Raw genomic sequence first — 12,584 nt, forward strand, 5'->3', positions numbered from 1 at the left:
TCCATAAGTTTTGCCTCTGAATGTGCTGATTTGAACACGGTTCAGGGTTCGGTTAACTGGTCTGAGTTAACGATGTAAATATTTGAAATTCAATTATTTATGTTTAGGAGGATGGACCTGCCACACTCAGAAAGTTAGTCCTGCAAGATTTTGGGCTTTCAGCACTTCTTGGCCTTGCTTCATTCGTCTTCAATTGGATAGGTATCGAAACTTTTCTTCTATAAATTTCTCCGATATTTCCATATCGATGATATTGGCTTGGGTATCCGTAGCAAAATATACTCCGTTGTATTTTACAAATATGGTATCCAGAGGACGTCCTGTAATATAAGGCCATTCCCAATACATTTTCTCATATTTAATTGGGTGTATTATATTGTTTTTTCGGTCAATTGTACCAAATCGTCCGTCACGTTCCACCTTGATCAATGTTGGGTTATTGTAGATAATTTGGTCATACTCCGGTGGTACTGTGGTCTTCCCATCTCGATCGATAAGACCGTGTTTTCCATCCTTTACCACAAAATGTTCGTTTGGACCGTATTCCACCCAGTTTGAAATATAGTCATATTCAAAGGGTATGATGGTTTTCCCTTCTTTGGAGATCAACCCAAGTTTCCCATATTGACCCGCAATAAACCTGTTGTTTTTATCATAATAACACGGTCTGAGATAGTCGTATTGGGGAGGGAGAATTTCTTTGCCACCTTTGGTATAGAGACCAAAGGATCCCTGCTTTTCCACAATCAAATATTCCATCCACCTATCCGAATAAATAAAGTCATTCTCGATAGGGATGACCGCCCTGTTTTTTGAATCGATGACACCATATTTTCCATCGCGGCGTACTATGCCATAACTTTCACCATTGACTTCTTGGAACTTATCTATGGAATCATATGTCATAGGTATCAATGGCGTTCCATTGTGGTCGGTCACACCAAATTTTCCATTGTCATCTTTTAAGATCAGTGTACCGATGGTTACGGAATCGTTCTTGAAATAGTTTGGAGTTATGGACCTATAAGTAAGCGGCAATATTTGGTCTGCGGTTGCGTCCAATATTCCGTACAATCCACCAAATCTAAGCTTATATCTCCCTAGTGGATACGGGAAGCTTTCTATGGTGTCATATTTTGGCATGAGAATAAATTGTCCCTCCCGATCGATCAGGCCAAACTTTGAGGAAGTCTTTACAATGGCCCTTTTTGAGCCATCAAATGCGTTGTACTTTTCAAATTTGCCAAAGGGAAGAATTGGTTCAAAATTTTCATCGATATAGCCGAACTTTCCCTCAATACTTACCAAACACGGACCGTTCTTGAAATAGGTATAATTATGTTGGTTGTGCAATCCTCCTGTTAATGAATCATATTGGAAATCCGTTAATTGTTGTCCATTACAGGAGAAGAAAGCCCATTTTTGACCCATCCGTAGACAGACCAGACTATCAATTTTAGTGTACCGAGCGCCATCATAGATGATTGGCACCACAGTATTTCCCGATCGATCGATAAATCCCCATTTTCCATTCACTTTGGCCGATGCAAGCCCACATTTATAAAAGTAGCTCTCGTTATCGAATTTATGTGATATGATTATGTTCCCTGTACGATCTAGGAAACCCCACTTACCATTTTTTTTGGCCGGAGCCAGACCATTTGAAAAGACCCCCAGATGTTCATATATGAAATCGATGAGTGTGTCCTGATGGATATTGATATAACCTGACTTCCCAGAGCTGTGCGCCAATATCATCCCCTCGGCATCGATTGGGTTTAAAAACTCGTACTTGTCCAGTGGAATCAAGGTATCCCCATTATTATCAATATAGCCCCATGACCCGTCCTTATGAATTCTTGAAAAGGATTGCTCTTTAGGTTGTGACTTTGCCTTGGGCTTACAACTGTGAATTATTGGAAGTAGAATGATAACAAGGAGAACGATTCTCATTTTTTACATTTTAAATTTATTATTCTACTTTTAATCTCGCACCTTTCGAATGTCCTGAAAACTCAGGGGCATACATACTTTGCAAAGTTGCTATTCCTGTACCAAAGTCCCCGCTGTTATTGACCCTCAACTGATATTCAAGAATGTATGTCCCCTTCGGGAGACGGTCGAAGAAAAAATGGGTCGCGACATCTTTTGTGGATTGATAATACCCTAACCCATCTTGCCATTTGTATTCAGAGAGTACATCAATGGGCTCTAAACCAGAAGCTCTTAAATCCTTAAGGTGTACAAATTCCAATTCCTCCGTGGAAGTAATTTCCAATCGAACTGTGATAAGGTCACCAAGGTTTAATTTTAATTCTGGACCAATAGGCCTCAACTTTTCGCCATCCGTGGTTTTTTCGGTGAGGAATATGTTTTTTCCAATCATCAAAGGACCATCTTCAGCATCAACGATTTTGTCCAAATTCTCGAAGTATTGCCAATATATTCCCCCAAATCCGGAAACCTTGCTCTTATTTTGAATTTTGATCTCTGCCATTTCCGGTGATATCTCCTCCTCGGACCAAACAAGTTTCATATAACCGGTACCTGCTTCTTTTTCGGTCTGATCCAGTTTTTTGGTTTGGATCTTTTGGTCCCCTATCAAGATGGAGGTGTTGTCGGCTACCGATAACCAATCGTTTCCTTGTATGAGCAATGCATAGATGGCTTCCGTGGTTGCTTTGGTGGTGTCCCACTGATGCGTCCTTTTGTTTTTTAGCAACCATAACTTTAAACCATCAATGGTTTCATTGGTTGCTCCTATTTCGGTAAATGCCTCTATGAGCAACGCCTGCGTTTCAATGGGAGCTTGAAACCAATACCATCCTGATTTATTTGCCTTCCAATAGATCCCGTTCTCTTCACTGTGCACTGCTTGTTCGTTGAGAGCCTCCAAGATTTTTTTTGCAATGTCCTTCTTGCCATACCTGTTCATGATGAGCGCAGTCAATCCTTTCTCATAAAGCGGTTTGGTCAACCATTTTTCCTCGCACAACGCTACGTACTTTGCTTGTATGGTTTTTAGTTCTCCGGTTACGGGATGACTGTCCAAAAAGAAACTTCTGGCATATAGGTAATGGATATCGGCATTGTTCAAAGCAATTTGGGTGGAATCCACGGCCTCTTTCAGCTTTTGCTTATAGTTCTTGACAAACTCCATGTCCAAATACTGCAAAGCCCTTCCCGTAAGTCCCTTGGTATAGGAACTATTTTCACTCGTGACGTTCATCTTTTTCAAGTGTCCAAATCCGGCCACTATATGCCTGGTGATAAAATTGCTTTCACGACCTCCGGCAAACCATGGGAAACCTCCAGAAGCCAACTGCAGCTCTTTCAATTTGTTCAAGGCTTGGGTTTGATGGTCAGTTAGGGCGTTCTTTTCAAAAAGTCTACCCAACTTTGCTTTGTTTTCACTTTCATTTTTAGCATCCCTTGCCCAGGGTGTTTCAGCAATTAAAATGGATTGTAATTCTTCATTTTTTTCTAGGGCACTTTTCTCTTGCCCAGTATCTGCCCAACTCTGAAATACTTCGGCTATTTGGGGATTGCTGTTTACAATATGTTCCGCAATGGCATTGGCATAGAATCTTGAAAAGGTCTGTTCTGCGCATTCGTAGGGGAATTCCATAAGATAGGGCAATGATTTTATGGCGGTCCATGCTGGATTTGAAGTGTACTCCAATGTAAATCGATGATGTTGGAGCGATGTGGAGCTTTGTGTTTTCAATGACTCCAGAACAACTTCTTTAGTGTTATTGGGCAGCACCCAAATGGGTTTAGATTCGGTTATCAATATCCTGTTGGACAAAACGGGAATGACCATACTTTCCCCATCACTTTTAGCACCTGATTTGGCCAGCACTTTAAGCTGAACTGCGTTTGTGTTTTCAGGGATATGGAGCTTCCAAGAAACGTTTACATCATTGTTGGGGGAAATACTGAAGTTTTGTGTTTGGTCATTTCCAAAGACGTTCTGGTCCAATGGTTTCATGGTTTCCGCATCGAACAGTTGTAGGATGGCAACACCGGATTGCGGATCGGAAGTGAGATTACTGATTTTGGAAGAAAACACCAAAGTGTCCTTTTCCCTTAAAAAACGTGGATAGTTTGGAACTAGGCTCAGGTCTTTCTGGGTTACGGCCGTTTTTTCCAATCGACCAACCTCTAAATCCTTGGTATGGGCAAGCATCATAAACCGCCATTTGGTCAAAGCTTGAGGGGAATCAAAATTGATGTTGATGGCACCATTGGAATCCGTTGTGAGATTGGGCAAGAAAAATGCCGTCTCCTTCAGGTTAGATCTGGTTTCTACCTGCAGGGCATTTTCAAGACCTTTTTTTGTTGTGATGATGACCACACCATTGACTCCTCTTGAGCCATAAATGGCCGAGGCGGAATCACCCTTTAACACGGTGATATCCTCAATGTCGGAAGGAAGAATGGTCACTTCATTCAATCCATCTGGACCAAATTCGATGGGAACACCGTCAATGACAAAGAGGGGCCTATTTTTAGAGTTCAAGGAGGTCATTCCTCGAATGATGACTTCAGCTCCTGCACCTGCGTTTCCGGCCGCTTCGGTAATCTGTATTCCGGCCACTTTACCAGCAAGTTTGTTTTCAATATCGGCACTTATACTGTAGGCATTAATATAAACCGCACCTGTCAAATCTTTTTTGAGCTGAACACCCATAGCTGTGATCACGACTTCATCCAAAGCTTGGGAATCCTCTTCCAAAGCTATGTTCACGGAGTTCGATTGAGTGATGGGAACCATTTCACTTTTAAAACCAATGTAGCTAAGGACCAATTCGGAACCGATCGGGGCATTAATGGAGTAAAAACCATCAAAATCGGTCTGTGTCCCTGAAGTGGTACCATTTACAATTACGTTCACACCAGGTAGGGGTATCCCATCAGAATCCATCACAATACCACTGATGTTACCTTCAGCCTTTGGGGGTTGATATGTCTTGAGCTTGAGTTTTTGGAGATAACGGTCATTATCATATTGGGTACTTCCAAAATCGAGTCCAAACCAGTTGAGCTGATGATAGTTTTTAAGAAAAGTAAGTGCGTTTAGTCGTGGCGTGTAATGGAACTTTCTAAAATTCGTGGTTGTAAACGAATAGCCATCATCTATTCTCGGTGCATAGGCACTACGGTAATATTGATGTCCAAATCGGTTGTCCCAATCGTGCGGCTTAAATTGGTCCAGAGAAGTATCGTACATACTTGCCAAGACTTCCGCATTGGCACCCTTGTTATCTGAATTGGTAATCTTGAAGCTCCATGTTTCTTTTGCATCGGGAACAAGTTTATTTCTAAAGCTTATCGTTTCGATGGTCAGCCCTTTGGTGACTTCGGGAAAATCTACCGCAAATTGCGTGGAGTAAAGACTATTGAATTTTACAAAATACAGATTGAACTCCAATTTGTCCTTAAAGCCTTTCTCAACGGGAACCTTTATATATGAAGTCCCTTTTTTAATGTCAATTTCATTGCTGTACACCTTCTTTTCATTACAATAACCGTCCAAGAAAAACTTTAGGTTCTCTGCTGCGGTACTAATTTGAAGGTGTACGAAGCCATCTCTTTTATAGGCACTATTGACAAGTTTGTAATCAAAAAGTTGACTTTTGGATACGAATGCCTCGTTATTGCCATATACATCAAACCCTTGTTCAATTGAGACCGTGTCTTTTAACTGGTCCACAGCGGTCAGTGTGATAGTATAGGATCCGGCTTGCCATGCCTTCATATCCCCCAAAGCGATAACTTCCTCACCATTGGTTTCGATTTGTTTTCTGAGTACCATTTCTCTTTTGGTCCAATGTTCCTTTAGGTCGAGACTATCAAATAGTTCATGGGGGAAGAGCTGTCGATACCTTTCTTTTTCCATTATCTGCCCTTCTGGTAAACCCCAAGGTTTTTTTCGGAATACATAATCAGGTTCTTTTAGCTTAAATATCTTTATCTCCAGTTGGGCAGGTATAGGTTGGGAATTCAGATTTTGAGCCGTTACACTTATACTGTTGGATTCTTCTTTGTTCAATGTAGAGGCCATCTTGAGATTGGCCTGTAGATTATGATAGCCTACCCGGACAGTGGTTTCGGCGGACCTTGTTTCTCCGTTGATGTCAGTGACATCTGCTGTGATGTCATAGGAATAAATGGGCCTGTGCGTTTTGAAAATGGTGGAATCTGGGATGGATACAAATGGAATTTCAAAGCTTCCTTTCCCATTTGTTTCAACTTCACCTTGGGCTATGATCTGTGCCTCACTTTGATAGTACAGACTACCACGCAATGAGGTCAAATTTCGTTTTACGGTGTATTGGACCTTCGCATTTTTAATGGCCATACCAAGTAGTGCATTGGCATTACCCTTGACCACAACGGAATCACCGACCAGAAGGTTTTCCTTTACCTCTTCAAAATTCACTTCAAAACGCGGTCTTTTGTATTCCTCCACCGAGAAATAGACTTCGGCCATTTCAAAATCATCGATTTTGTACCAGTAGGGGTCTTCATCCTCTTCATCGGTTCCATAATCTTCATCCATTTCGATCAAGAACTCACCCGTTAGTACATTACGGGGTATCTCATATTGTCCATGGACAGAACCAAATTCATTGGTCTTTAACCGGATTTCTTTGATTTCCTCATTATTAGCATCATAGATGAACAAGGTGACCCAAGTATTCGGCACAACGTTGGTTTTTCCCTTTTTTTGTTCCGTTAGGATTCCCTTGAAATAGAGGGTTTGCCCCGGACGATATATACTTCGGTCCAAAAAGAGTGACATTTTGGCCAGACGCTCATCCTCATTATTGAAATAGTTGCTTTTTGAATACAGCCTTTGATCATAGTTTACAATGGTATCATGCTCTTTGATGGCCATGACTTTTAAATCATAGAAATCTTTTTTAGGTCGTTTTACCGAGAAGGAACCCTTAGCATCGGTCTCTCCAATTTTAACGTAGTCCTCGTCATCGGTCAAGGTAAGTTTGGCTCCCGGAATTGGGTGTCCGTTTGACCGGTCCAGTAATTTAAAATCGAGACTGTTCTCAGCCATTGTGGAGAGCAACACCAAGTTTGTGGCTTGGACTTTTTCATACGCATATATTTCATTGAGTGCCATTGGATTTCCAACTTTGGATGCAATGATCAAGTGGCTGCCCATAGGGAGTTCAGGAAAGTCGATCTCTATGTCGTGACTATAGAAATCCTTTTTCTTTTGTAGGCTGTAAAACCTATTGGCAATGTGTTTCGTGTTTTTGATCACGTTCAGTGCAAGACTGTCACGCTTATACGAGTAGGTGTCCGTAAAATATTCGTTGGGGATAGGATATATGGAGATATAAAGGGAATCTACATTTTTAAAAGTGACCCTTCCAAGAAATGGTTTATTGTGGACAATATTTTTCTCCATCTCAATATCCAATTCTTGTTTTTCAATCTTGGTCTTTAAAATTTTGCAGAGCAGACCACCATCCGAGTTTGGATATTTATCGATTACTTCTTTACACAAGTTATAGGCCCTGATTCTTTGTTCCGCAAGTAGTGGGTCATTTTTTGCATTGTTGCTATTGGTCGCATTGAACAAGCTTTCCGCGATTTCATAGGCTATGATTCCGGAGACTCTATGGTCAGGATATTTTTCATATAGCCGTTGCAACCCGTTCAAATACAATCGATTTCTATTTTCCAACGGAGAGTTGTTCCTTGAAAACTTCAATCTTTGGATTACCACATCTACATATGCTATGGTGTCGTTGTTTTTGTGAAAGGTTTCCAGTTCTTGGAACAGCTTTAAGGCCCTTTGATTCGAAAAAATACTGTCAACGGTCTTGAAGGGCTCTTTGACAAATTCTTCCGTGGATTCAAAAATCACGGGGTCGTTAAGGAAAAACCGTTCTTCAGACCTATTTACATACCATCGGTCAATTTTATGGAAGGCCAGGGCCCTATGCATCAAAAAATCGTAGAGGGTAGGCCTATACTTTTTGGAGGTATTGCTCTCCGTTAGAATTGCCTTAAACTGATCAATCGGTATTTCTTTCAGCTCATTGGTATGCTGTAATGATTGTTTGTGGAGTTTCCCTATATGGGCTACTAAAGTATTGGCATCCCATTTTTCAAAATCATCGGTTTCTTCACTATTTAAAGTTTCCGTTCTGTTTCGGATTTTATATTGATTGTGGGCGAGATATTGCTCCAAAAAACCTGCATACACGGATGTAAGAAGTGCATCGGTCGGAAATTTGGAAGTGTTGATATATCCCTGTATTTCTTTGATAACCTGTTGCTGGGCATTTTCCTCAAGCAAAAGAGCGAACTTGGATTTGTAGATAAAGCTCTTGACGATTTGATCACTATCGTTGGCTCTGTTACTCTTTTTAAGAATCTTGTCAACGACTTCAGAGGCACTTTTAAACTTCCCATCGAGTTCAAATTGTTCAACTTCCTTCCAAAGATTATCGTATTTGGTTTGTGCTGTGGTACATTGGAGCCCTATAATTAGGAGTAATAGAAGTAAAGGTTTTTTCATGGTGGTCAATTTTCCTGAAAGAACTAAAGTTACACTCTTAAGTACAAGTGCCAATGAGTGTACCTATCATATGGGTTAGGGAAGGGAACAAAACCATCGATTTATGACAACTGATTCAATGTCTTCTGGAAATTATTAAAATTCACTGAATTTCCTCTGCCGTTTTATTGATTGTATCGTTTACCATTTCCCTATTGGCATCCAACTCTTTCTCCAAATAATATAATCCATCCAGATATGGGGTATATTGTGTGATTGCAACCCCAAGACTATTTTCGGCAAGTTGGCCTTGTTTGTTAAAACGTCTTACCTCGATGTACAGACCGGAAGGCCTCATGGTATATTCATATATGGCGGTGCCATACTCATCCTCTATTAGGGATAAGTCCTTATCAAATCGCTTTACTTTCGAGGTTTCGCCCATGTCGGCCCATTCATATTCAATTTTATAGTAGCCGGATGGTCCTATTACAGGCTCACGGTTTTTATCCAAATAGCTATGGGATAAGGTATGTCCCAGTTCATCCAAAACCCAAGTTAGAATCGATATACCACTGGAATTATTGGTGTATCTGTTTTGTTCATCCAAATATTCATAACCTGTGATATATTGCCTTTTGTTATAAATGGTGTTAATGGCACTGATACCTTCTGGGTCCTTGGTTCTCTGATTCAAGGAATTGAAATATTCGGTTCTCGTCAGGTTGTTATACTTATTATAATAAAATCGGGTTATGGCAACCCCTGATTTCAATTTTCCATTAGCATTGTACTCATATTTAACCGAATCGAGACCTGCATGATTTAAAAGGAAGCGTGTTTTGAATACGCCATCGATCAAGCCAGGTTTCATATTGATATCGTAATTACTACGCTCTAATAGGCCTCCTTTGCTATTGTATTTGTAAATGTTATAGGTAATGCTGTCAACAGCATACGCCAATTGATTTTGGGGATTGAAGTAGGTAGTCTTTGCCTTGTTTCCGTTCTGGTCATATTCCCATCGGATAATGGCAACATCAGACTGAAAAACTTTAAGATTGCCAATGGAATCGTAGCAAGCAGTTTCGGTCTGCTTACCTAGCGCATCATATCGGTATCTATACTCCACCACACCATCATTTGTTTTTGCAAAATTGCCCTTCTTATCAAAATAAATTTCAGATACTACCAAGCTCTTTTTGTCAAGCCTTTTCTTGATCAAGGCAATATTGTGTTCATTCTGAATGGTATCCCCGTAGGCATCAATATTGTATTCCAAGATAATGCTGTCCCCAACATGGACAAATCTTGTCGCTCCCCATTGGGTATCATTGTATTTGAGTACTTTACCCGGGTAATAAAAAGCTTGAAACGTGATTTTTCCTAGTGAATCGTATTCGGAAACTTTTTGAAAATAATCATCATTGGCCACAATGGGTCTATGATCTTTGTTGAACCTTTTGACCTGAATCTCCCTATCGTAAAGGTCATAGGTATACTCGTAAATCGATGCGCCATTGTCGTCATAGGTATAATTTCCATTTTCGTCCAATGAGCTTGCCCGGATCATATTTCCTCTTTCATCATAATCATATGTTAAATGGTAGTCACCTAAATGAAAAGCGAATTCCCCATTTTCGTCATAAAGCCTGTATTTGGTTTTTTTATGGTTATCATCGAAATCCAGTTCGTATCTGGCGATCAGATCCGTATCGTTCTTTAATCTCTTCCTCCTATCTAAATTTTCAATAATTATAGTTCTTTCCTCTTTATCGAGTATTCTCTTTGTTTGATAAATTCCCTCATCATTTGGAATGATTTTTCCATTCCGATTAAAATACGAGGCAATGTAGGACGGTTCATCCTGATTATATTTCCACTTTGTTTCATATACCAAATTCCGGCTGACCCTTTCACCCTTATAGTTAAAATAATGGACGGTCCTATCCATATCTTCATTAACATAGGTCTTATATAGGCTGATCTCCAAATCTTGATTGTAACTTTCATCAGGGTTGAGATAGTGAACCTCAAATACATCATCCTTGTTTTTAAGGACCCTTGTTATTGCGGTATTAAAATACCCTCCATTGACCAGTTTGCCATTTTTATAAAATTTGATGACCTTCTCATCGAGATTGCGATAGGACACCTCATAGGTTTCACCAAATTTAATATCCTTTTCACCCACTGGATATGAGGTCAAAACTTTATTTGTATGGGTGAAATAGATATGTCGATAGAATTGTGTTCGATTCTTTGTGAAATCATAATAACTGAGTATATCCTCATTTTCATAGTAAGCTGTTTCCCTTAGCCAATCGTCTATTTGAAGCTCCCAGTATCTTTGTAGGTCCGTATTGGCATTATGATCAGTAATACTATCATATACATCTTGCAAGCTATCCAATTTTTTCGCATACTTTTTATGCAAGGATTCCATGGTTTTATATGATAAACCACCAAGCCCTTTTGCCACAATCTCTTTTCTTAATAATCTTGCGCAATATTCCGTAATATTGAAATGGTATTGTTCATGGACCAATACATTATATCCTTCGTATTCGTTTCTCAAACGCTCAGAAAGGTTGGGGTTCATGTAGGCATAGACCCTAGAGTTTTTATCGGTTATCAATTTAGGGCTGGCAATATAGGAGTAAATGGTAGCCACGAAATCTTCATCCATAAACCGAACCAACTTAAAATCATCCCAGTCTAATTGTCTTTCCGACCAAGCTACAATGGCTTTGTTACCGCTTCCAGATTTATAGGTAAAGCCAAACGTCATTATGACCACTATCAAAATGATGGATAAAATGATATGGTGCTTAATTTTCATAAGGTGAGGGAAGATTTTCTAAAAATGACTTTATAAAGCTGAAAGGAAAAATAGGTTAGACACAGGAACAGACCAATAATAATCAATTCAAAAAAGATGGCTTGTACATAAATTTCGGTATCCCGGAAATAAAGGGTGTACAGCCGAACTAAAAAATAAAATGTACTGGAGTAAATGACCCTTTCCTTGAACTGCCCTTTACCGTCAATCTCCAATGCTTGGGAATTATGGTTCATTATCAAAGCCAGAAAATGGCACGGAATAACTGAAATTGATATATACAAAAACAGTTCCATGTCGGAGACATTGAGATATTCCATTAGCATTGCTGCCAGTAGCACATTGATAAGGATTGGACTACTTAATCGTAGCAAAGAGTGGCCAATGGAAAGCTTCCCAAATGGAAACTTTAGGGTATTTTCTTCTGGGTCTTTCATCGAAACGACCACTTCCTTGGGATTTCGTCCGTACTTGTTAATGCCATTTTGAGCGTCTTGGAACAACATTAAAAGACCATAAAAAGGGATGAACTGAAAAAAACCACTGTTCCCCAAGTCGTGACAACGTTTGGCGCCTTGTGCCAACAAAAACCATATCAATACCGAGATGAAGGGGTAAAAAAAGAGTGCTGCTGCCGGAAACTCTTGCCATAAAAATGACGCACAGAGGTAAAGGATTATGTAGATCAAGTAACTTAGACCATACTCTAACCGTCGTATACGGCCATCAAAAGAAAATGGGTTTTGGAACATTGAGGTTGGGCTAGTAGGCTATTTTTAAAGTTACGTTTTAAAAATAGTGGAATATTTTTAATAAGGAAATTTCTGTCTTTTTTAAACGCTGTTTTTCGTTGAATTTCATTTTCCAAAGATGAATAAGTAAAAAAATGCCTAAGTTAGTGGTGTAAAACTCCCATAAGTTTTGCCTCTGGATGTGCCGATTTGAACACGGTTCAGGGTTCGGTTAACTGGTCTAAGTTAATAGTGTAAAATATTAAAAATCAACTATTTACGTTTATAGGGATGGGCCTGCCACCCCGACGAACCTAGAAATAGGTCACAACAAAACACTGTTAATCATTTGATTTTCAGTGTTTTTTGTTTTTTATGCATTCATTTGATTTTATTTAAAACCAAATAAAAGGTGTGCAATTCGGTGTACAGCGATTTATCCGGAATGTGCTAACTTGAAAGGACTTTAGGGTACGAT

At 39.7% G+C, this 12,584-nt stretch carries 4 protein-coding genes; all 4 read right to left on the minus strand.

All coding sequences use genetic code 11. The features are described from left to right. Window positions 1-189: 189 nt before the first annotated feature. The 4 genes from MJO53_RS12935 to MJO53_RS12950 all read right to left on the minus strand — a co-directional run bounded on the left by MJO53_RS12935 (window position 190) and on the right by MJO53_RS12950 (window position 12,127). Window positions 190-1,953, minus strand: a complete 1,764-nt coding sequence (locus MJO53_RS12935; protein WP_252079373.1) for a WG repeat-containing protein — start codon at window positions 1,951-1,953, stop codon at window positions 190-192. Window positions 1,954-1,972: 19 nt separating this feature from the next. Further along, window positions 1,973-8,554, minus strand: coding sequence for an alpha-2-macroglobulin family protein (locus MJO53_RS12940; protein WP_252079374.1), 6,582 nt, complete (start codon window positions 8,552-8,554; stop codon window positions 1,973-1,975). Window positions 8,555-8,696: 142 nt separating this feature from the next. Next, window positions 8,697-11,375: a hypothetical protein gene (locus MJO53_RS12945; protein WP_252079375.1), complete on the minus strand. Its 2,679-nt coding sequence runs from the start codon at window positions 11,373-11,375 to the stop codon at window positions 8,697-8,699. After that, entirely contained in the window at window positions 11,372-12,127 is a 756-nt protein-coding gene (locus tag MJO53_RS12950; RefSeq protein WP_252079376.1) for a DUF805 domain-containing protein, read from the minus strand. Before MJO53_RS12950 ends, MJO53_RS12945 begins: the two co-directional genes overlap by 4 nt. Between the last annotated feature and the right edge of the window lie 457 nt (window positions 12,128-12,584).

Origin of the sequence: Flagellimonas marinaquae, from assembly GCF_023716465.1 — a bacterium.
Classification (GTDB): Bacteria; Bacteroidota; Bacteroidia; order Flavobacteriales; family Flavobacteriaceae; genus Flagellimonas; species Flagellimonas alginolytica.

Excerpts from the sequence above, each read along its gene's own strand:
- MJO53_RS12935 (WP_252079373.1), bottom strand. The coding sequence starts at position 1,953 with ATGAGAATCGTTCTCCTTGTTATCATTCTACTTCCAATAATTCACAGT.
- MJO53_RS12940 (WP_252079374.1), bottom strand. The coding sequence starts at position 8,554 with ATGAAAAAACCTTTACTTCTATTACTCCTAATTATAGGGCTCCAATGT.
- MJO53_RS12945 (WP_252079375.1), bottom strand. The coding sequence starts at position 11,375 with ATGAAAATTAAGCACCATATCATTTTATCCATCATTTTGATAGTGGTC.
- MJO53_RS12950 (WP_252079376.1), bottom strand. The coding sequence starts at position 12,127 with ATGTTCCAAAACCCATTTTCTTTTGATGGCCGTATACGACGGTTAGAG.